This is a genomic window from Spirochaetia bacterium 38H-sp (assembly GCA_039023545.1).
GTDB lineage: Bacteria > Spirochaetota > Spirochaetia > Winmispirales > Winmispiraceae > Rarispira > Rarispira pelagica.
The window spans coordinates 129,092-150,511 of record JBCHKQ010000002.1 but is presented as its reverse complement, the minus strand read 5'-3'; the positions used below and the strand labels follow the sequence as shown (position 1 = coordinate 150,511).

The following is a 21,420-nucleotide window of genomic DNA, read 5'->3' as shown; positions in this document are numbered from 1 at the left end:
TTTTAGATGGAAGAAAAGATAATAAAGATAAAACTAGGACGAGAAGAACTTATTCTTTCTACGGGAAAAGTTGCAAAGCAGGCCAATGGTTCTGTTTTTGCAACTTATGGGGGGACATGTGTTCTTGCAACCGTATGTTGTGGAAGCGATATAAAAGAAGACTTGGACTTTGTCCCTCTTTCTGTTGATTATAATGAGAAGTATTATGCTGCGGGAAAGATTCCTGGAGGGTTTTTTAAGAGAGAGGGGAAACCAAGGGAGAAAGAAATTCTGGTTTCCAGGCTTATTGACAGGCCAATGCGTCCTCTTTTCTCTAAGCAGTTTAAGAGAGAAATCCAGATTGTTCCTACAACTATGTCGGTAGATCAAATTAATCCGCCGGATGTTGTTGCTATGGTTGCTGCCTCTACTGCTGTAACAATATCAGATATACCTTTTGATGGACCTGTCGGTGCAGTTAGGGTAGGACTAATAGATGGTAATTACATAATTAATCCTACTTTTGATGAGGTAGAAAGAGCATCGTTGGATATAGTTGTAGCCGGTACTATTGATGGTATAACCATGGTAGAAGGAGGAGCAAAGGAGGTTTCCGAAGATCAACTTGTAGAGGCAATAGAGTTTGCAAGAGGAAGTATTCTTGATATATGTAAAGCTCAGCTTGAGTTAAGGGAAGCAGTAGGTAAAGAAAAGCTACCTCTCATTGAGTCAGAAGAATTTTCTCTGGAAAATGAAATAAGAGACTATGCTTTTTCTCTCTTAAAAGAAGCATGCTTTGTAAAGGGAAAACTCAACAGAAATAAAGCAATAAAAGAAGTAAAAGATAAGGTAAAAGAATATTTTCTAGAAAGATTGGAAGAATCCGATATAAAGAGATTCTATAGCTTATTGGATGATATAGAGCAGGAGATTGTAAGAAGCTCCATACTTGATAATAAACTCAGAACAGACGGTCGAGGTCCGGAGGATATAAGACCTATAACATGCGAGATAGATGTTTTGCCAAGGACTCACGGTTCTGCTCTTTTTACTCGAGGAGAAACACAGGCTCTTGCCATAACTACTCTTGGTACAGTTTTTGATGAACAGATAATGGACGATCTTGAGGGAGATAAGCGAGAGAATTTCCTTTTGCATTATAATTTCCCGCCTTTTTCTGTAGGCGAAGTTGGCAGGATGATGACAGGCAGAAGAGAAATAGGTCATGGACATCTTGCTCATAGGGCACTTGAGGCTGTTATTCCTTCTAAGGAAGAATTTCCTTATACTTTGAGAGTCGTTTCTGAGATACTTGAGTCCAATGGTTCTTCTTCTATGGCTACAGTATGTGGCGGTACACTATCTCTTCTTAATGCTGGAGTTCCTTTAAAGAAGCCTGTTGCAGGAATCGCGATGGGTATGGTGACAGATGGGGAAAGAACGGTCGTTCTCTCTGATATTCTCGGGGAAGAAGATCATCTGGGAGATATGGATTTTAAAGTCGCTGGAACAGAGGATGGAATTACTGCATTTCAGATGGATATTAAGGTAAAAAATATATCTCCTGATACAATGAGAAAAGCTTTGGAGCAGGCAAAGAAAGGTCGTCTCCATATCTTGGAAATAATGAACAAAGCCATAGATTCTCCTAGAGAAGAAATATCAGAGTATGCTCCTAGGATAATACGCTTTGCTGTCGATCCCGATAAGATTGGTATGTTGATAGGTCCAGGCGGTAAAAATATAAAACACATAACAGAAAAATACGACGTTACAATCAATATAGATGATGATGGAAGTGTTGTAATTTATAGCAAGCAAAAAGAGAATGCAGAAAATGCCAGAGAACATATAGACAAACTTCTGGAAGAGCCAGAGGTAGGTAAAATATATGATGGTACTGTCAAGAGAATAGTTGATTTTGGTGCATTTATAGAGTTTTTGCCAGGTAAAGAAGGTTTGTGCCATATATCTCAAATGGCCGATTACCATGTAAAATCGCCTCACGATATAGTAAAATTGGATCAGAGTGTCCAGGTTAAAATAATAGAAATAGATAAAATGGGACGAGTGAATCTGACTATGCTTGTTGATAAAGAACAACAGCCAAGAGGCAAAACTCCTTCTCCAAGAAATAACAGACCTTATAATAATAGAAGAAAATAAAGGATTGCCCTTCCGTCAGGAAGGGCTTCTCATTATGAGGAAACGATATTTTATTCTGTTCAAATATATTGCTCAGGAAGTAGGTTTCTCTTTTCTCATAGCTTTTTTATTCTTTTTCTTTATATTACTTATTAATCAATTTTTATATCTGGCAGAAAGGATATTATCAAAACATGCGAGTCCCATAGATGTCATTATGCTGATTATTTATTCTTTACCTTCTGTTATAGCAATAGCGGTTCCTTTTTCTTCTTTATCTGGAGCTATAATGGGAATAAGCAGACTAAGTTCTGATAATGAATTCATTGCTTTGCAGGCAGGTGGTATTTCTTTATATACAGCATACGTTCCAGTTATTGTTCTAAGTATTCTTTTATCAGGAGTGTCCTTTGTTGCAAATGATTATTTCTTACCTTTGGGAAATATAAACTTTTCTAAGCTTTATAGGAAGATATTATATTCCACTCCAGAAATAGAGCTAGAATCATATTCAATCAAAAAATATAAAAATACAATTATTATTCCCGGTAGTGTAAAAGATAAAAACATAGATAACTTCATAATCATAGAAAAAAACAATGAAGGTAAAGAAATAATACATGCTCAAAAGGCTCAATTAATGATGGGGAAGGATTCAAGAACTCTTTTATCCCTTGATATGTCGGATACATTTATTTCCAATATAAAGAAAAACAGGGGTGATTATGAATATAGTTTTGCAGATTCTCTTATTTATTCTATATATATGAAAGATATAAACATTAACCTACAAAACACCGGTCCTGAAAAAATGTCTTCTTTGGATGTATATAGGGCAATAGAGGAAAAAGAAAAAAAATTACAGGAAAAACTTGCTTCCAGAAAAATAGAGATAGAAAAATTAAAAAACAAAATAAATAATCAGTATTTTTCTCTTGTTCTGGCAGAAAATCCAGTTACAAAGTATTCTTCTCTTGCAACATCCTATAATCAGTATGAAAACCTTAACAATCTCCCGACTACTGATAGGAGCCTCCAGAGGTATTTGTTGGAATTCCATAAAAAATTTGCCATACCTTTTATATGTATTCCTTTTTCTCTTCTGGCGGTTGCTCTTGGTCTTTTTAATATAAGAGGGGGCAGAGGGGTAGGGTTTCTTATAGGTGTTGTCTTATCCATAATATATTGGTCACTACTTTTTGTTGGTAATACTCTTGGAATAAGAACAGATTTGTCTCCTGTTTTTGCTATGTGGTTTCCTGATATTTTTATTTTTATGATTGCCTTTATTCTGTTTCTTCTTAAGGGGAGGGGATGAGAATTTTTACCAGACTAGCGTTGATGATGGTTTTACCTGTTTTTATATTTACTCTCCTTTCCTTCGTTATTTTTTTTCAACTAATTGATCTCTTTAGTAATATTGTAAATTATTTAAAAGCCGATCTGTCCATGTTAGAGATATTTTATTTGCAGCTCTTATATCTTCCGGAATGTATTATAAACAGTCTTTCTTTGTCCGCGCTGTTTGCAATATCATATACGCTTGGTACATTGCAAAGCAGAAATGAACTTATTGCCATCTTTGGAGCTGGTATTTCTCTTTACAGATTTGTTATTCCCTTTTTGTGTCTGGGGCTTTTTTTAAGTGTTTCATATTTTTTTATTCAGGATAGTATTGCTATTCCCTCCAAAGTAAAAAGAGCAGACCTTACTGCAGAACTTTTAGGAAGGACTTCTCCTTCTTCTATTACAGATATCAATCTTATTGCAGATCAGCACAAGCTGATTATAAGTGCTCTAAGATACGAAGAGAAGAATAATACGATTAGAGATCTAGTTTTATATTACATAGCTGATGATGGTCATTTTGAAAAAAGAATAGAAGCCGATTCCGCTGTTTGGTTGGAGTCCCAATCTAAGTGGCGGCTTGGGATTGCTGCGGAATATAGACTTGATAACATGAAATTGATAGAAAAAGATGTTTCCAATTTTATTATTCCAATGGGAGGACTTACTCCCGATGATTTTCTCCAGACAAAGAATACTATAGACTATATGACTTTGAAGGAAGCAAGAAAGTGGATCGATTACAGAAGGAGAGCAGGACTTGATTATCGCGAACAGCTTGTGGAATTTCATAGAAGAATAGCTTTTTCTTTTACCTGTTTGATCGTTGGTTTCCTTGCCAGTTCCATAGGCGGAAGATTTAAGGCTTTTGCCTTACTCTTTAGTCTCGGTGCAAGCCTTGCTCTTGGTGTTTTGTACTATGTTTTTCAAATGCTTACCATGCTTTTTGCAAGGCTGGGGTATTTCCCTGCTTTTTTGGGAGCATGGTTGCCTCTTTTTGTATTTACTATTTTGGGTATACTTCTTTTTAGGTATGCAAAAACTTAATCTGGGAGATTTATGTGAGTTTTTTTTCTGTTGTTTCTCGTGACAAGGATAGTGATGCTCGTACGGGTAAGATGATTTTACCACATGGTGTTGTGGATACTCCTGTTTTTATGCCGGTAGGTACACTGGGAACTGTTAAGGCCATAGATTTCTCCGACCTTACAGATATGGGCTTTAATATGATTCTTGGTAATACCTATCATCTTTATCTTCGTCCAGGTATGGAAGTTATTTCTGCTGCAGGGGGATTACACAAGTTTATAGGGTGGGATAAAAACATTCTTACAGATTCCGGTGGTTTCCAAGTTTTTTCTTTATCAAAGCTTAGGAAAATAACAGACGATGGTGTTGCCTTTCGTTCCCATATAGATGGTTCCAGTCATTTCTTTTCTCCGGAAGAAGTCGTCAGAATACAGAGGATCTTGGGGAGCGATGTGATGATGCAGCTGGATGTATGTACGTCTCCGGGTATAAGTTATAAAGAGGCCTTAGAGGCTGTGAAATTGACTACTTCCTGGGCAATAAGAAGCAAAAAAGAACTTGCTAATTATGATGATTACACTGGAGTACTTTTCCCCATAATCCAAGGCAATTTTTTTCCTGAGCTTAGAAAAAGAAGTGCCGAAGAGCTTTTACAGCTTGATTTACCTGGTATAGCTATAGGCGGCTTATCAGTAGGGGAAGAGTTTTCTGTTTTTGAAGATACTCTAGCTTATACTGTAGGTTTTATCCCCCAGAATAAGCCCAGATATATTATGGGTATTGGAACGCCAGAATATATTTTGACTGCAGTTGAGAAAGGTATTGATATGTTTGACTGTGTTTTTCCTACGAGAACTGCGCGTAATGCTTCTGTGTTTACTCATACAGGTAGAATTTCTCTAAAGAGAAAAGAGTATCAGAAAGATTTTTCTCCGATAGACAATACTTGTGATTGTTACACATGCAGGAATTATTCCAAGGCATACTTGCGACATCTCTTTAAATCAGGAGAAATAATGGCTTCTGTTCTTGCAACCCATCATAATATTTATTTCTTAAAAAACCTTGTTGATAAAATACGCGAGCATATTACAACGGGGGATTATGCCAAGTTTAAGGCTGATTTTTTGTCTGCATACTCTGGAGGAAAAGAGTGATAGGTAAAATAAAAGCCAGTTCTACTGCAAAGTCAGGACTTGTTGTTATGTTTTCCACTCTTTTCTCAAGGCTTCTTGGTTTTGTCAGAATTGCAGTGGTTGCTTCTTTTTTTGGTGCGTCCGGTGCTGCGGATGTTCTTAATGCAGTTTTTACAATTCCAAATAATCTAAGAAAACTTATGGCAGAGGGTGCCCTTTCTTCTGCTTTTATTCCTGAGCTCACAAAGAGCCATATCATAGATCCTGAAGGATATAGGGCTAGAAAGACAGTAAGACTTCTCTTTACCTTTCAGATCATAATACTTATTCCGTTAGTTATACTTTCCATTATTTTTGCAAAACCTGTTATAGATATATTATTGGAGTTTAGAGAGTCGGAGAAAATGCAGCTTGCGGTTTCTCTTTTTCGGTTTTTTATTCCTTATGTACTTTTGGTGAGCATAAGTGCTATTCTTATGGGAGTACTAAATTCTCATAGCAAATTCTTTGTTCCTGCTATTACTCCGATTTTGTTCTCCATAAGTGTGATAACATGTATTTTTGTTTTTTCCAGTAGATTAGGTGTGTATTCCATGGCATTAGGTGTTCTTGCAGGTGGGGTTCTTCAGATAGTTTTTCAACTTCCTTCTGTAATAAGAAAGGGATATTCTTTTTTACCGGATTTAGAATTTAGCTATCCTCCTTTTCGACAAATTCTTCGTTTATGGTATCCAATAGCCTTAACTTCCTTGATATCTGTAGTAAGTCAGCAAGTTGCTTTTTTGTTAGCTTCCGGTTTATCAGATGGCAGCACCTCGGCTCTTGCAAATGCGATTGTTTTCTGGCAATTGCCCTTTGGTATATTTTCTACTTCTATTTCTACTGTTTTTTTCCCCAGAATGGCAGAAAATATTCAAAAAGAGAATGCTGTCGAGCTAAAGAAAACAATAGAACAGGGACTCATTTTTATATTATTTTTTCTTTTGCCTGCAGGTATTGCCATGTGGATTCTTGCTCCGCATATAATATCCGCTGCTCTCCAACGCGGAAATTTTACCGCAGAAAATACTATAATTGCTTCAACTGTATTGCGAGGTTATTTGCCGGGTATGATTTTTTTAGGAGGGTATAATTTTCTCCAGAGGCTTTTTTATTCTTCTGGAGACAGCAAAACTCCTTTTAAAATACTCACTATGGTAGCAATACTTGATATTGCACTGTCTATAATGATGATCAATATCGGATTTGGTGTACTCAGCTTGGCTGTTGCGCATTCTATTTCTTATTTTATTGGTTTTATTATTCTCTTCACAAAGGCAAGAAAAATTGCTTCGTTTTTAATAGAGAAGGATAGCATTATAACACTGATAAAGATTATTGTTGTAAATCTTGTTTTTGTTTTTTTTGCAGTATTGTCATACCGTTTGCTTGACGATAAATGGAAGGATGGAAGTAGCTTTTTTTATTTTTTTGCTGTCATGAGCATGGTTATTTTTCTTGTCATCTTAATTTTATTTTTGTATTGGCGTGCAGGTGTCACAAAAAGAGTTTTTGCAAGTGTTAAGAGGCAATTATGAGGATAAAAAAGATTACAGTATTTATACTGTTAATACTTATAGATATTTTTTATGTTTTTTCTCAAGAAGAAAATATAAAGTCCATCATAGAAGAAAGAATTGAAATTTTACAATTTGGTATTGAGCAGGAGATATTGGATGTTCTTGATAAAATAGAGTCTCAGCCTGAGTCTGCATATGATACTGTGCTGCCTGATATTTTCTCCCAGACAAAGTCAAAGTCAATAAAAGAAAAAATCATAAGCTACTATAAAAATCAGAAATCCAATAAACTTATAGAGTCAATAAAAAAAGAGCTGGATACTTATGATGATGTTTATGATCAATATGGCAGCTCCTATCTTGTTAATATAATTGACTATTTAGAATCAATAAAATCTCAAGAGGCGGTTGCCTATATTGAGTCATTTTTTGAACTGGAAGAAAATGACTTAAGCACAAAGCTTATAGAGTACATAGGAGAACTTAAACTTACCTACTTTCTTGAGAAGATTAGAAGCCTTTCTGAGGATTCTAGTGTTGCAGAGCAGGTTAGACTGGAAGCAATAAGAACATTGGGCAAACTTGGAGATAATGCTGCTATTGATACTCTTATGGAGCTTATGGATTCTGATGAAAAATCCGTAAAAAGGGCAGCCTGTCAGGCCTTGGGCGAGTTAGGAGAAGAAAACTCTCTGCCTGTTATCATAAAAGCCATGCAGGATTCTGATCCTTATTTGAGAGTAGAAGCTGTAAAAGCTCTAAAGAACTTTGCAGGTGAGGAGGTCAACCAGGCTCTTTTTGATGCATTTAGAGATAATTTTTGGAAGGTAAGGGTTACGGCATGCTCCGTAGTATCAGGAAAACCAGATTCTTATAATAAAATTTTGCCAATACTCATTTACAGAGCAAAAAATGATCCGGAACTCACTGTTAAAAAGGCGGCAATAAAGGCTCTTGCGGATATAAACACGGGACAGAGCAAGAATGCTTTAAAGGAGATGATTGCTGATAAAAAAACATCTGATGCTATTAAACTATCCGTTTATACGGTGCTTATCGACAAGGATATCAATCTTATAAAGGATGAGATACAGGAGCTTTTGAGGGAAGAGTGGGAAAAGGATAAATCTGTCCTTCTGGAAAAAGTTGCAAAAGAGATATCTATGCAAAAGGCTTCTTGGCTTGCTCCGATATTTGAAAAAATGCTTGATCATAAGAATTTTGTTTTAAAACTGTATGGACTGCAAGGTATCCGTATTAACAGGTTTTCACAGTACAGAGAAAGAATCCAGCAGATATTTGATACCGAAAAAAACATCACTATAAAAAAATATGCAAAAGCAGCTCTGGACGCATTTTAAATCTTAAAAATGAAATATCTTTTCCACATGCAGTTCTTTTTTTAGTCCAAAGTGAAGATATAGAAAAAACGTTCCGGCCGGAACAGTTATGGCATCAACTATAAGTGACCAGTTAATAATCATATCTGTTTTAAGATATGAATTGATAAAAGCATTGATACCCGTGCAGAGTATACTTATGGCAAACATAAAAATTCCTATAAAGAAAAAACCTTCTTTTTTCCCCTTTGCCATAAAAGCTATGAGAAAAAATCCTGATAAAAAGGTTATAAAGACAATAGGAATCCCCAAAAACAATGACCAGCTTAGTTTTCCTGTTGAGTATAAGTCAATGGCAAGCAGAAATAGAGATATGATAAAAAAATAAATCACTACCATAAGAGAGGGGCGCTTATAAGAATAGACACCAGTAGTAATAAGAGCCCATACCATAAGGAGAGAAAGAATAGGATAAACAGACCATGTTATATTGGAGTTCAATTCGTAATCGACTGTTAACAAAAGAAGGATAGTTGTTAGTATGATAAAAGAAAGAACAGAGAAAGCTATTTTTGTTTTTCCTGCGGGAGGTCTTCTTATCATTTCTTCTCTTGTTACATGCTCTGGAAATGGTTCTTTTTTTGTTGTTTTTTCCTTTCCTAGCTCGGAGCCGCAGAGAGGGCATTTTGTATGTGAATCACTGAGTTCTACTCCGCAATTTGTGCAATATTTCATAGCATAACTCCTTTATGCTCTTCGTACTTATAATTTGTTTCTACGAAAATATTCATGCTGTATTGTTTTAGCATAGCAAAAAAGGTTTTTTCCACGGTAGTTTCTTCTATGGATCTGCCAAAACTTATATTGACTTTATCTTTAAATGCAACAGCTGTACAGCATACCTTCATAGTGGGGTTGGGAGGCGGGTAAAAATCAAATCTCTCAATATATTTTTCTATCTCTTCCGGAAGTTTTATCAACCCCATATTGGACAGGCTGCTTGTTGCTCTCATATCCCCCCAGCTTTCGTAAACCTTACTGAGAATAATGTTTTTTATAAAAAGTGGAGTAAGTCTTGCAAAGATATTCTTTTCTGATGAAACATTTCTTTTTATCTGCTGCAGTATGCTTTTTTTGTTTATTTCCAATTTAAAGTAATATTTTACATAATTTAATATCTCTTCAAAACTGTATTCGCCCAGCCTGGAGTCTATAGATGGAAATACAAGAAGAAAAAAGTTTTTCATTGATGAAGAATCAAGTATTTTTCTAAGATTTACAGGTATTTGGATTATTATAGGGTTTTTGTCTTTTTTATCGCTGGTTTTTTGAATCAGATAAAATGTCCAAAAGTAAAGTGCTGTAAGAAGAACAGTAACAGTTACCCCCAGTTTTTTTGCGGTATCTTTTAACTGTGCCATGGGGATTGTCGCAGTGGTTATATAGTAAACTCCTGGTTCTGCCAGCTTGCCAGGTACATGAAAAGCTTTTGGAGGCAGTGCAGACTTTGGAATTGAGCTGTTATAATGCTTACTAAAGCTGTCTTCTGCTTCTTCTTCCAACCACTCATCTCCAGGAAGTAGCACCCCCTCATTGGGAGGAGTTTGCACGCCATATCTTATGTTAAAATATAAAGATATAAGGGTTTTTAAAAACTCCGTTGCTCCTGTGCCATCTGTGAGAGAATGAAACATCTCAACAGCAATCTGACGGTCAAAAACACGCACCCGTAGGGGAAAACGCTGTGGATTCTGATTCTTGTACCACACACAAGGGTATCTTGAGTCTGCTTCTATCTCTGGAATCTCCTGGCATTCCTCAAAATAGTACCAGAAAAAACCTGTTTTCATCCTTACTCGATAGTAGGGAAAGCGCTCGTAAGTCTTCTCCAAAGCCTGCTTAAGCATATCCAGGTTTACAGGCTCATACATTCTTGCAGAAACTCTAAACAGAGTAGTTCTTCTGGGAGAAATAACAGACGGGAAAATTTTAGCAGCATTATCAAGTCTAAACCATCTGCCGGAATTACTCATATAAATATCATATAAACAATAGCAGGCCTTTTCAAGCATATAAAAAACTCTAAAAACTCCAATTTTTTATTGACAAAGCTGACAAAACTATTTATATTATTATCAACAACCTCCAGTCCCCCCTTTTATATTGGCTTCCAGAGTTTTCCTCCTTTCTCTGGGAGCCTTTTTTAGATTTCAGTAAAAAAAATAAAAATATACCGAACGTCAGACCTGCTTGCCTATAAGAAGAGAAGACAAAAGCTATAGCAGCTCTTCCTGCCTGCGGCGCATATTGGGCTGGAGTTTTTTTATTCTTTGCCGTAGGCAGGAGGGATTGTGAAGTTTTTTGCTTTATATTGCTGCAGACATACAGTCCCGACATTCGGTACAAAAAAAGACCCACCTTCTGGCGGGCCTTATGGCTCTTCTAAAGCCGTCTGTTTACTATATTTTAATAGCGATAAGAGCTTGATCTATTTCCTCTGAAGGAGCCTCTGTTTCCTCTGCTTTCTCCGCGCTCATTAGCCTTGTTGACTCTGAGCTGACGGCCATCCAGCTCCTGCTGGTTGAGAGCATTGATTGCAGCTTCTCCTGCATCCTGCTCTGCCATCTCTATAAATCCAAAACCCTTGGAATAACCGGAATCTCTGTCAGTAATGATTTTTACTGACTCAACCTCTCCATACTGCTCAAAAGTACTGCGGAGAGTTTCTTCTGTTGTCTGGTAATTGAGATTACCAACATAAATCTTAAAAGACATACAATAAAATCCTTTTTCTCTCATATGAGAGAATCATCATCACACCCTATCAACAATAGGGGAGTAGGGTTTAAGTTGTTTCATGCTGAAAAAAAGAAAAGAACGATGGACAATAGAACCCAACTTTATAAATCCTAGCTCAATTTAAGTTTACTCTGTTTTCTCATGGCCGTCAAGCTTGTATTGTGGTTATTACAAAAATTAATTGTAAATTATCGCCAATAAGGGTATCTTAGGCGTATGAAAAAAGTGCTTGCATGTTTTATCGTATTTTTTATTTGCTTTGCTGTTTTCTCCGATGAGGAGTCTGCAGGATGGTGGTATGTTTCTACTGCCAATACGGTTCTTTCTCCTCTTTTTTCTCCTTCTGGTAGAATTATCTCCGTAAACAGGGATGGCAGCTATGTTTTTCTTGCTGATAGTGGCGTAAAATTGCGTGCAGGATGGTTGGATATACGGCCATATGGATTTGCTGCTTTATCCTCTTATGGCCCTGTCTTCCTTTCTGATAAGGATGGTACTCTTTATGCCTTTTCTGGTGATTTGTCTTTGCTGTGGAAATACAGACTTGGTATGGCCTCTTATCCGGCTTTATCAAGATATGGGGATGTGTTTGCCGTAACAAAAGACAATAATCTCGTACGGCTCAATCCTTCTGGCAGATCTTTGTGGCATATCAATTTTTCTGGCAGGTCAGTGCCGTATGTTATATCTGCTTACGGACTTGTGTTTGTTTTGCAAGATAATGTGCTGTATGCCGTAACTTATGGTGGTCATATAATGTGGCAGAGGCAGTTTCCAGATGATGTGCGTTCTATAGCTCCTTACGGTAACAGGGAACTAGTGCTATATACAGGCAAGACTCTTATTTCTCTGGATACGGATAACAATATAAAGTGGAGCTTCCCGCTTGTTGGTCTTTACGATGCTGTTCTTCTCTCTAACAGTAGTAATATTGTTCTTATTGCAGGAAGTGGCGATGTTTTCTTTTTTTCTTACACTGGGCTTCTTGAGAAATCCTTTAGGACTCCTTTTGTCGTAAAGTCCTCTCTGAGCTATCTTTCTTCTGATAGTACATTGATTCTTGTGTCGGAAAAAAACAGGGTTTTTGCTGTATCTTTTGATGGAGCAGTAAAAGATATAAGTCCAGGTAAGTCTCAGCCTTATAGGGGTACTCCCCTGTCTGTTTCTGCTCATCCTGTTACAGGACAGGTTATCCTTAGTACCACAGATTGGATTGTTTATGGTCTGGATTTCTTTGTAATTTCGGAGTCTTCTTGGACCTCTCCTAGAGGTTTTAATAATACAGGATATTATGATATGTCTTCTGCCAATTATAAATGGTGGGAAAAAACCGATGAGTTCTTATATCTCAAGTCTCTTGTTGACAGCAGCGACGTAGATGAGAACATGAGGGCTGCAAGGATAATAGAAAAGCAGATAGAAAAAGGCAATCTTGCCGGCAAGCTTGATTTTTATATCTATTGTATAGATTTGCTTGTTAAAAAGGGTATAGAAGATGCGGATATGTCCAGGCGTTACAGTCAAGTTAGGGCAAAGGCTTATGAGCTTGCAGGTCTTGTTGGTGACAGCAGTATGCTTTATCTCCTTGTATCCGGACTCAAGTACGAGGCTCTGCCTTACACCCTAGAGGGAGTACTTAAAGGCATTGCTTATTATGGATTTGATCCCAATGGGGTCATAAGCACACACATGTCAAGAATGCTCAAGAGACTTCCCAACGATACTATTTTTGCAATATCTGAGGAATTTATTACTGCACTTTCTGTAATATTAAAGTATAATAGAGGTAATACAGCAGAAAAACAGGCTGCGGAAATGGTAGCATACATTTTACATGGACCTTTTCCTGCCGGGATTAGAAAAAAAGCTATTGAGCTTTTACAATAGGGTAAGGAGGCTGGTGTGAGAAGGATATGCTTGGCGCTTTTTATAGTTTTACTTAGTCTTTTCATGGTCTATGGTCTTGAGGTATCGAGAAGCGAGCTTAGTATATATCAGGATGCAGAAATAACTTTTATCAATTATCAGGGGCCCTATGACAAAATAGATACAATAGAGCAGATAAAGGGCATAGGAAGAGTGCTTGCATCCTCTCCCGACTATTCTGCTAGTTTTACGCGTTCTTATGGAAATAAATACAGGGTTATTCATGCTGTCAATTCTACGGAGCCCGCAACTCTTAAGGCGGATATCATAGAGCTACTTCCAGGAGCAGGTGTGGATCATATACTCAACCTCAGGAGAATTATCGCAGGATATCTTGAGGATGCATATTCTTACAGTCCTGAGGACGCAAAGACCCTCGCTTTTTTTATCACAGTGTATAACGCTGTGCTGCGTGGAAATATAACCTACTTTGAACAAATGTATACACAAGAAGTAAATTCTTATCTGAGAGAGGATAAAGTAGGGCTTGCCACTCATTACAAGGATTGGCCCGGAAAGAGCCAGATAGTAATTCCTTTGTCGGATAATTTTTCTGACAGAGATATAACTGCAGTTGATACGCAGGGGCTTACTGATAGAGAAGTTGTCCAGGAGCTTAAAAAGCAAGAAGACAAGGCTATAAGCGAGAGAAAAGATCTTGTAGATATAAAAGAAAAACAGATTGAGAAGGAAAAGCAGACTATAGAAGAGCAAAAACAGGAGCTTACTCAGCAAAAGAAGAGCCTGGAAACGCAAAAACAGGAAATAGCTCAACAGGAAAAAGAGCTTGCGCAGAAAGAAGAAGAAGCTCAGAAAAAACTTGAAACAGCTCCGCCTGGTAGCCAGGAAGAAAAGCAGGCAAAAGAGGAGCTTAAAACTGTAGAGGAGCAGAAGCAGCAACTTGATACGAAGAAGCAGGATTTGGCAAAAAAAGAGCAAGAAACAGTACAGAAGAAAGAAGAGCTGGCACAAAAAGAACAGCAAGTTGCGGAGAAAGAAAAGCAGGTCAAGCAGGAACGTCAGGAGATTGCTCAAGATCAGCAAAAAGTAATGGAGACTCAGGCTGGAGGTAGCCCGGCACAGATCCCCCTTGTAAAGGTTATTGATACTTCTGGGCCAATAAAAAGCCAGTTTGTACTGCTTGATACCACTACATACGAGCCTGTGGCTGGTGTTGCGGTCAACATAGTGGGGAGGAGTCCTGCTGACTATAACAAGCAGTATCTTGTTCTCTCTCCTGTGGATTCCACATATGCTACGATGTACCTTCTGGATAAGAAAACTCTAGACATCAAGAAACAGTCTGCCGAGAAAATAAGCATTTACTCTGTTTTAGAGATTCATGACGGGCAGATATATGCTGTTTTTGAGAAGGACTCTGCTTGGCACATAGGCGCCTTTGACCAGAATCTTGTACTCACGGCATATACACGCGAACGCGTTGCACCCTACACCGGGATAACCTTTACTCCCGAGTATCTCTATGCACAAAAAGAAGACGGAAGCATAGTAGAGGTTTCTCTATCATCTCTTTCAAAATAATATTTTATACCGAACGCCCTGAGAACCACAGCTTCTCAGGGCTGTTTCTTGTGAAAGAAAGTATTTTGTATGTTTTATTTTTATATTATGCGCCGGCAGGCAGGCTTTACCTGCATCTTATATCTTATTTGTACAACCTGGAGCAGGGAAAGCCGTTCGGAATATAAGAAGATATTAAAGCATTGTTTATCACCAGTTATCATAGAGTATACCTTCCAAAAGATAGTAGGTTTTTTTATTGATTGTTTCCGGAAATCCGGAATCCAGACTTATAGTCAATGATTCAATAAAAAAGCGGTTTTTGAAGTAATCGGGATGTGCCTTACAAAGAGTCTCTATATTGTTTTGAATAAAAGAAAAAACAGATAGCGATGGTTTTATTATGCCATAATATCTTGTAATTTTTGCGATAGTGTCTACATCTGTTGCTGATATGTATTCTCCTATTAGTGGTAGGAAATATATTACAACCTCAGATTCTTCTCCGTATTGTGCGAGTATGGTTATAGCAGTGTCGTGAGCTTGGAGTCCGCCCATTTTTTTTATGATGTTGATTGTGCGTTCCAAGAGTCTAATATCACCTACCTCCAGGGAGTGCTTTGCCAGACTTGAGACAAAATAGGATATTTCTCTTGTGCTCATTGATGATTCTTTGTTTTCTATTTCTTTCTCAAGGTTGTCTATTGCATTTTGCATCATGAGTGGATCGTTGGATTTTATTTGGTTTTCTGTTATAAAAAAATCCGCCTCTTCCCGTTTTTGTATAATCCAGTCCTCTTCTGCTAGTAATAAAGGAGAAGCAAGTACATATATGGATAATGTTATTATCAGTTTTTTCATCTTATATAAATGATACACCCAAAGAAACAAAGAGAACAGTTCTTTTTATGATAAAATTGGCGTTAGAAGTGTTTTCTATGTATATCCACGTTTTGCAGAGTTATCTCAGCTTGTTTCCTTATGTCCTCAGGAATGTCCATATTGAGCAGTCTGTTGAGCGTTTTTCTTGCTTCTTCCAGATAATCAAGATTTATACATACGTTACTCAGGGCAAAAAGAGTCAGATAATCATTGTCGTTGATTTCCAAGGATTTGTGGAGAATTTCATAGCTCTCTTTGAATTTTCGTAGCATATTGAGTGTTACTCCCAGGTTTCTAAGGGCAGATGCATGCTGGGGGAATATTTCTATGGCTTTTTCAAAGGCAATTTTTGCTTCTTTAAGATTGGATTTTCTATAGCATGCACAACCATATGCTTCCCAAATATCAGCATCATTTTGTTCCATGGTAAGGATATATTTTAAAGTTTTGAGAGCTGCGTCCTGGTCGCCAGATTCTGTATATGCAACACCTATTCTGTGTAGAGCATCTTTGTTGTCTGGTTCTTCGTATAGAATATTGAGTAGCAACGGTATTGCATCCTGATATCTTCCTTGTGCCAATAGAATATCTATTTCTCTGAAAATAGTGTTATTGTCTTCCATATTTATAATATAGCTTGTTTTAAAAAAAAATAAAGTATATAAAGTTTAGTTTTTGTTATATTGCTGGATTTATTTTTTAAGCTCTCTAGCAAGGTCTCTTTTTATATCCCTGTCTTTTATCACAGCTCTTTTGTCATGCCGTTTCTTTCCCTTTGCTAGTCCTATTTGGATTTTTATGAGCCCGTTTTTTATGTATATGCTAAGAGGTACAAGAGTGTATCCTCTTTCTTCTGTTTTTCTTCTTAGCTGATTTATTTCTCTTGAATGAGCAAGAAGTTTTCTCTTTCTTGTAGGCTCATGGTTCTCAATAGTGCCAAAACTGTATGGAGTAATGTGAAGACCAATCAGCCATAACTGATTGTTAGTTATTCTCACATAAGCATCACCGAATGAAAACTTGCCTGATTTGAGGGATTTTACTTCAGAACCCTTAAGCTCCATGCCGCATTCCAGGGAGTCTTCTATATGATAGTTAAATCTTGCTTTTTTGTTTTCTCCCAGCTTTTTATAGTAATCCTTACTCATTGCCTCTCCTTATTAGTACTACTCTAAAGCCTACTGTGGGACTTGTCTGTGTTTCTAGTTGTATACCTCTTATATAAGGATTTACCTTATCCTGAGAATCCAAATACGAGCCGCCTTTTACTGTGTAGATTCCTGTTTTTACGTCTATATCGTATCCGAGCTGTATGTGATATGTGTACGGACTTAGTGTCCACTCCCAAACATTGCCTTCCATATCCATTATTCCAAGTTTTCCTGCTCTTTCTTTGCTTGCCGGCAAAGGAGCCCCTGCTATGTGGTTGTAGACTTTCTTTTGTTGATTGTTAAGGAGTGCTGCCCATTGCCACTGGTATTCTGTAGGAAGACTTACTGTATATTTATTTTTTATTTGCTCTGGGAGCTTTGTTTCTAGCCATTTGCAAAAATCAAGTGCAGCAGCCAAAGGTACAAAACTTACTGGTTCTGCATCGGTTGTAAGACTGTCGTTATACCTGTACGAAAAGTCACTAAGGTTTTTTTCTAAGAGTTTGCTCAGATTATCTGGTTTCCATTCCTGGTTTTCTTTTACAAATTGTCTGTAAAGGCCTGTAGAGACTTCTCTATCAAGTATGTAAAAATCATTTATATATATTTGAGTTGTACTTAGTATGTCTTCTGTTTCCGATACTGGAGTAAGGTAGCCTGCAGGAACATGAATAAAATTATAGTTTTGGACTTTTATATTGTTGGGACTGTTTGCTTTTTCTGTTATGATATTAACGATGTTTTCTTTTTCCAATTCTTTTTTTAGGGATTTATAAAAAACACTTGAGTTGTATTTTTCTATTTTTAGCTCGGAAAGCATGTCTGCAAGTGCCGTATATATCCCCTTATTATCGTTTGAATATTGTATAAAGTTTTTTATGACTTTTAGTGTAGAGAGAGGGGATGTCCCATTGGCTATCAATGTTGCACTTGTAATATCTTTGATGGAGTTTTCTTTCTGGGAAAAAGCTAATGCTTGCTTAACTGTGTTTAAAAATATTTCTGTAAAATCTGTTTTTTTGATTCTGCTTGTCAGTAATATGTCTTTTGCAAGCCATGACATAATAGGTGGTATATCTTTGGTATAATAGGAAGAATTTTCTGCTATTGACCACTTTGCATATTCTGCAAGGCTGTAATTTGCAAGACTGGAGATTTTTGATGGTTTCATTTTTATAGTGAGTTTTGTTTTGTCAGGGAAGATAAGAGTGGCAAATCGTCTTGATTTTATTTCCAGCTCAGATACAGCTTCCTCCCATCCGTTTTTTACAAGTTTCAGGGAGTTTTTACCGTCTTTAACAAAAATTGAAAGAGGTGTTTTGCCCGCGTATTTATTATTTACATAGACAGATACCGGAGCTGGCATGCTGTCTATTTCTATGTATTTACCAGGTTTAAGATTGGCTGGCAGGAAAAATATGGCATAAAAAGCCCCTATGAGTAGGATTAGCCATATTATAGGAACATATATAACAGGAGGTACAAATAATATAGGCTTTAATTTTATATTGATTTCGTTTATATCTTTTATTTTGTTATTTTCTTTTTTTGCTTTAAAAAAATTATATCTTTTCATCTTGAGAAGTATATGAATGGCGTTAGTTCTTGTCAACGCTGATACCTTTATGATAGTCTTGATTATATTTTTTTAAGGTGTCGGTATATGAGTTTTTTTTATAATACAGTGGAAATTACAGAAAGGTTTCTTACATGGAGAGAACGCAGAAAATATAAGATAAAACTCAAGGCAAAAAATAAATGGAAAAAAAGAAATACTCTTGTAAAAAAGATACTTGGTATAATAAGAGAGATTGTAGAAGTTGTTCTTATTGTCCTTGTAATAAATCAATATATATTGCAAGCCTATACTATACCATCTACTTCTATGGTTGATACTTTACTTGTTAGGGATAGATTGATTGTTGATAAGTTTACTCTGGGTCCAGAGTTGTTGCCTACAGTTGGTAAATTGCCAGCATTAAGAGAAATAAAAAGGGGAGAGATAATAGTATTTGAGAATCCATCTTATGTTAGTCCCGGAGTTCTTTTTGAAATTGTCTATAGATTTTTGTATATGATTACTTTGGGGCAATTGGATATCAATAGAAATCCTGATGGCAGCCCTAAGGCTGTTCTTCTTGTAAAACGTGCTGTTGGTGTTCCTGGCGATATACTTCATTTTGTTAATGGTGATCTGTATTTTTTTATTCCATGGGAAGGTGTTGATATTGCAGAAAAAGAGCTTCTAAAAGATAATCCTTTTTTCCGTGGTAATCCGAGCAGAAGGATTTTTGACAAAGATTATTATGAGCTTTTGCATAAGAGTATCAGATATGTTTTTTTAAACAGAGCGGGAATCTATTCTTCTGTAGAAGATAGGTTGGCTGTTGTTAAACTACAAAATATAATGGAGAATCTTTATGAGAAAAAGCTTCCTCATGAAGATTCTTATACTTCTTCCTTATTGGGATATTATATGAATATTGCTTTATATCCTTCTGAGAAGCAGTATTTGTCTTATTATATGGATGTTACTGGGGGCATATATGTCCCCCCCAACAAGATTTTGCCACTAGGGGATAACAGAGATAATTCTCATGATGGCAGGTTTTTCGGTCCTGTAGATAATAAAAATATACTTGGGGTTGTTATTTTTCGTTTTTGGCCACCTGCCAGGGTAGGGAGTGTAGAATAATGAAAAGCTCAACCTATTTTGTCTCAATGGAAGAAAGGAAGAGACAGCGGGTTGTTCTTCGTATAAAGCGTTTTTTATTAGCTTTAATAATATTTAATATTATAACAATGCTCTTTATTAGGACATATAAAATTTCATCAAGTATTATGGAGCCTTCTATAGAGCAAGACTCTATTTTGCTTGTGAGTCCAGTTGTTTACGGCCCCAGATTTTTTGGTATAAATCTTTTTCCTGTCTCAAGTCCTAAGAGAGGTGATGTGATTGTATTCTTATCTCCTTTTTGGAATAAAATGAATCCTGTTTTAGATTTTTTTAATAGTATAATAGATTATGTTTCTGCAGGTAATCTACATATGGGAGAATCATGGGAAGGTAAGTACCAGGTGAGACGTATAATAGGTATTCCTGGTGACTTGATATATATAAAAGACAATATTGCTTATATAAAACCCAGAGACAACACTGATTTTATCAGAGAAGATTTGCTAATTAATTATAAGTTTAAATTGTCGGATAATGATAAGAAACTTTATTTTGATGATTTCTTTTCTTATTTAAACAATTCAATAAAATTACAAAAAGGCCAGTATTTTGTTCTTTCCGATAATAGAAATATGGTTATGGATTCCAGAGTCTATGGTCCTATTTCTTTTGACAGCATTAGAGGTAAGATTATCTGGAATTTCAAGATGTAAACATGATAAGAGATGTCTTGTCCTGTACTGATTACAGAACTTTATCTTTATATATTCATATTCCATTTTGTCTAAAGAAATGTTTTTATTGTGATTTTTTCAGTTTGACAGATGTCTCCGCTATGGAGCTTTATATCGATACTCTTATAGAGGAGATGTCTTTGCTAAAGTCAATTAATACTTCCTGGGAAAGTGTTTATATAGGTGGTGGTACTCCCAATCTACTTCCAGAATATTTGCTAAAAAAACTTCTTAGCAGTGTAGCTGATGTAGCAGGAGATTCAAGAGAACAGACTATAGAATGTAATCCTGAATTTATAAATCGCAAACAAATAAAACTGTTTTCTGATTACGGGATAAATCGTCTTAGTGTTGGAGTACAGTCTCTTGATGATGGTTTTCTAGAACTTATAGGCAGAACAACAAAAAGGAAGTCAGTGGAAGCTGCTTTTTCTGTTATAGAAAGATATTGGGAAAATAATATTAGTGTAGATATTCTTGCTAATAGACCCATTTCGCATATTTACGGGGTTATTAATGATATGGATTTTTTTATAAAGATGGGAGTTCCCCATATATCTGTATATGGTCTTACCGTTGAGAAAGATACTCCTCTTTATTCTATGGTCATAGATGAAAATATTATTTTTGATGAAGAATATGCTTCCCAAGAATGGTTTGATATATCTTCTTATCTTGTTGATAAGGGTTATAACCATTATGAAATATCCAATTTTTGTATTCCTGGAAATGAGAGTATACATAATATGAGATACTGGCAAATGGAACCTTATCTTGGATTGGGTGCTTCTGCTGTATCTACCCTTAAAGATAAAGAAGGAAGAATAATAAGGGTTTCTGGAAAGCGTTCTGTTTCCGATTATTGTGCTGAAAATAACTCATTTTATAATATAGATATTATTGACAATCGTGATTTCCTTTTTGAATTTTTCATGATGGGATTAAGGACTGCGCATGGTATTGATATAGAACGGTTTAAGTCTATATGGGGTTATTCTCCTGATTTTTTTATAAAAAATATGATAGATCAAGCAGTAAAACAAAAAAAAATAATTACAGATTCTGGCAAGCTTTTTCTGTCTTTTGATGCTAGGGCTGTATTAAATAAAATTTTGCTTGATATTTTAAGTTGTATAGATAGTTTTGATGTTATCCCCATCCCAAGATGGCCTTAATTGACATCCCTATTTTTGAT

At 36.2% G+C, this 21,420-nt stretch carries 18 protein-coding genes; 11 read left to right on the top strand and 7 right to left on the bottom strand.

The genetic code is table 11. The features are described 5' to 3' along the window. Positions 1 to 6: 6 nt before the first annotated feature. The 6 genes from pnp to WKV44_04520 are packed head-to-tail and all read left to right on the top strand — an operon-like array spanning position 7 to position 8,556. A complete protein-coding gene (gene pnp / locus WKV44_04545; GenBank protein ID MEM5947808.1) occupies positions 7 to 2,145 on the top strand; it encodes a polyribonucleotide nucleotidyltransferase in 2,139 nt (712 codons plus the stop codon). Continuing rightward, complete coding sequence (locus tag WKV44_04540) at positions 2,069 to 3,442, top strand: LptF/LptG family permease (GenBank protein ID MEM5947807.1); 1,374 nt, start codon at positions 2,069 to 2,071, stop codon at positions 3,440 to 3,442. The genes pnp and WKV44_04540 overlap by 77 nt, the downstream gene beginning before the upstream one ends. Next, the gene (locus WKV44_04535; protein MEM5947806.1) at positions 3,439 to 4,518 is read left to right on the top strand and encodes an LptF/LptG family permease; all 1,080 of its coding nucleotides are present in this window, start codon (positions 3,439 to 3,441) and stop codon (positions 4,516 to 4,518) included. The genes WKV44_04540 and WKV44_04535 overlap by 4 nt, the downstream gene beginning before the upstream one ends. Positions 4,519 to 4,532: 14 nt before the next feature. Continuing rightward, positions 4,533 to 5,657, top strand: coding sequence for a tRNA guanosine(34) transglycosylase Tgt (gene tgt, locus WKV44_04530; protein ID MEM5947805.1), 1,125 nt, complete (start codon positions 4,533 to 4,535; stop codon positions 5,655 to 5,657). Next, positions 5,654 to 7,213 (top strand): murein biosynthesis integral membrane protein MurJ, encoded by a 1,560-nt coding sequence (murJ, locus tag WKV44_04525; GenBank protein ID MEM5947804.1) that lies wholly within the window; start codon positions 5,654 to 5,656, stop codon positions 7,211 to 7,213. Before tgt ends, murJ begins: the two co-directional genes overlap by 4 nt. After that, the gene (locus tag WKV44_04520) at positions 7,210 to 8,556 is read left to right on the top strand and encodes a HEAT repeat domain-containing protein (protein MEM5947803.1); all 1,347 of its coding nucleotides are present in this window, start codon (positions 7,210 to 7,212) and stop codon (positions 8,554 to 8,556) included. Before murJ ends, WKV44_04520 begins: the two co-directional genes overlap by 4 nt. A gap of 3 nt (positions 8,557 to 8,559) precedes the next feature. Here WKV44_04520 and WKV44_04515 read toward each other — a convergent pair whose 3' ends face one another. The 3 genes from WKV44_04515 to WKV44_04505 all read right to left on the bottom strand — a co-directional run bounded on the left by WKV44_04515 (position 8,560) and on the right by WKV44_04505 (position 11,310). After that, entirely contained in the window at positions 8,560 to 9,270 is a 711-nt protein-coding gene (locus WKV44_04515; protein ID MEM5947802.1) for a DUF6320 domain-containing protein, read from the bottom strand. Beyond that, positions 9,267 to 10,568: a hypothetical protein gene (locus tag WKV44_04510; GenBank protein ID MEM5947801.1), complete on the bottom strand. Its 1,302-nt coding sequence runs from the start codon at positions 10,566 to 10,568 to the stop codon at positions 9,267 to 9,269. The genes WKV44_04515 and WKV44_04510 overlap by 4 nt, the downstream gene beginning before the upstream one ends. Positions 10,569 to 11,001: 433 nt before the next feature. Next, positions 11,002 to 11,310, bottom strand: coding sequence for an RNA-binding protein (locus tag WKV44_04505; protein ID MEM5947800.1), 309 nt, complete (start codon positions 11,308 to 11,310; stop codon positions 11,002 to 11,004). A 240-nt stretch (positions 11,311 to 11,550) separates the two neighbouring features. On the opposite strand from WKV44_04505, the gene WKV44_04500 reads away from it, so the two are divergent. Then, positions 11,551 to 13,221 (top strand): PQQ-binding-like beta-propeller repeat protein, encoded by a 1,671-nt coding sequence (locus WKV44_04500; protein ID MEM5947799.1) that lies wholly within the window; start codon positions 11,551 to 11,553, stop codon positions 13,219 to 13,221. Positions 13,222 to 13,236: 15 nt separating this feature from the next. Continuing rightward, complete coding sequence (locus tag WKV44_04495; GenBank protein ID MEM5947798.1) at positions 13,237 to 14,802, top strand: P83/100 family protein; 1,566 nt, start codon at positions 13,237 to 13,239, stop codon at positions 14,800 to 14,802. A 189-nt stretch (positions 14,803 to 14,991) separates the two neighbouring features. Here WKV44_04495 and WKV44_04490 read toward each other — a convergent pair whose 3' ends face one another. The 4 genes from WKV44_04490 to WKV44_04475 all read right to left on the bottom strand — a co-directional run bounded on the left by WKV44_04490 (position 14,992) and on the right by WKV44_04475 (position 18,390). Further along, positions 14,992 to 15,642 carry a hypothetical protein gene (locus tag WKV44_04490; GenBank protein MEM5947797.1) on the bottom strand — a complete coding sequence of 217 codons (651 nt, stop codon included), beginning with the start codon at positions 15,640 to 15,642 and terminating at the stop codon, positions 14,992 to 14,994. Positions 15,643 to 15,704: 62 nt separating this feature from the next. Further along, positions 15,705 to 16,286 (bottom strand): tetratricopeptide repeat protein, encoded by a 582-nt coding sequence (locus WKV44_04485; protein MEM5947796.1) that lies wholly within the window; start codon positions 16,284 to 16,286, stop codon positions 15,705 to 15,707. A gap of 69 nt (positions 16,287 to 16,355) precedes the next feature. Further along, positions 16,356 to 16,811 (bottom strand): SsrA-binding protein SmpB, encoded by a 456-nt coding sequence (gene smpB / locus WKV44_04480; GenBank protein ID MEM5947795.1) that lies wholly within the window; start codon positions 16,809 to 16,811, stop codon positions 16,356 to 16,358. Next, positions 16,804 to 18,390, bottom strand: a complete 1,587-nt coding sequence (locus tag WKV44_04475; protein MEM5947794.1) for an SUMF1/EgtB/PvdO family nonheme iron enzyme — start codon at positions 18,388 to 18,390, stop codon at positions 16,804 to 16,806. The genes smpB and WKV44_04475 overlap by 8 nt, the downstream gene beginning before the upstream one ends. Before the next feature lie 87 nt (positions 18,391 to 18,477). Here WKV44_04475 and lepB (WKV44_04470) point away from each other — a divergent pair, with 87 nt between their 5' ends. From lepB (WKV44_04470) to hemW, 3 genes are read left to right on the top strand one after another with little or no spacing between them, the layout of a single operon-like run. Further along, positions 18,478 to 19,509: a signal peptidase I gene (gene lepB, locus WKV44_04470; protein ID MEM5947793.1), complete on the top strand. Its 1,032-nt coding sequence runs from the start codon at positions 18,478 to 18,480 to the stop codon at positions 19,507 to 19,509. Next, positions 19,509 to 20,204 carry a signal peptidase I gene (lepB, locus tag WKV44_04465; protein ID MEM5947792.1) on the top strand — a complete coding sequence of 232 codons (696 nt, stop codon included), beginning with the start codon at positions 19,509 to 19,511 and terminating at the stop codon, positions 20,202 to 20,204. The genes lepB (WKV44_04470) and lepB (WKV44_04465) overlap by 1 nt, the downstream gene beginning before the upstream one ends. Before the next feature lie 2 nt (positions 20,205 to 20,206). After that, positions 20,207 to 21,400, top strand: a complete 1,194-nt coding sequence (gene hemW, locus WKV44_04460) for a radical SAM family heme chaperone HemW (GenBank protein MEM5947791.1) — start codon at positions 20,207 to 20,209, stop codon at positions 21,398 to 21,400. The last annotated feature ends 20 nt before the right edge of the window (positions 21,401 to 21,420 follow it).

Coding starts and splice junctions, on each gene's coding strand:
- lepB (MEM5947793.1), top strand. CDS start 18,478: ATGAGTTTTTTTTATAATACAGTGGAAATTACAGAAAGGTTTCTTACA.
- WKV44_04500 (MEM5947799.1), top strand. CDS start 11,551: ATGAAAAAAGTGCTTGCATGTTTTATCGTATTTTTTATTTGCTTTGCT.
- WKV44_04485 (MEM5947796.1), bottom strand. CDS start 16,286: ATGGAAGACAATAACACTATTTTCAGAGAAATAGATATTCTATTGGCA.
- pnp (MEM5947808.1), top strand. CDS start 7: ATGGAAGAAAAGATAATAAAGATAAAACTAGGACGAGAAGAACTTATT.
- WKV44_04520 (MEM5947803.1), top strand. CDS start 7,210: ATGAGGATAAAAAAGATTACAGTATTTATACTGTTAATACTTATAGAT.
- WKV44_04490 (MEM5947797.1), bottom strand. CDS start 15,642: ATGAAAAAACTGATAATAACATTATCCATATATGTACTTGCTTCTCCT.
- lepB (MEM5947792.1), top strand. CDS start 19,509: ATGAAAAGCTCAACCTATTTTGTCTCAATGGAAGAAAGGAAGAGACAG.
- hemW (MEM5947791.1), top strand. CDS start 20,207: ATGATAAGAGATGTCTTGTCCTGTACTGATTACAGAACTTTATCTTTA.
- WKV44_04505 (MEM5947800.1), bottom strand. CDS start 11,310: ATGTCTTTTAAGATTTATGTTGGTAATCTCAATTACCAGACAACAGAA.
- WKV44_04510 (MEM5947801.1), bottom strand. CDS start 10,568: ATGAGTAATTCCGGCAGATGGTTTAGACTTGATAATGCTGCTAAAATT.
- smpB (MEM5947795.1), bottom strand. CDS start 16,811: ATGAGTAAGGATTACTATAAAAAGCTGGGAGAAAACAAAAAAGCAAGA.
- WKV44_04475 (MEM5947794.1), bottom strand. CDS start 18,390: ATGAAAAGATATAATTTTTTTAAAGCAAAAAAAGAAAATAACAAAATA.
- WKV44_04515 (MEM5947802.1), bottom strand. CDS start 9,270: ATGAAATATTGCACAAATTGCGGAGTAGAACTCAGTGATTCACATACA.
- WKV44_04535 (MEM5947806.1), top strand. CDS start 3,439: ATGAGAATTTTTACCAGACTAGCGTTGATGATGGTTTTACCTGTTTTT.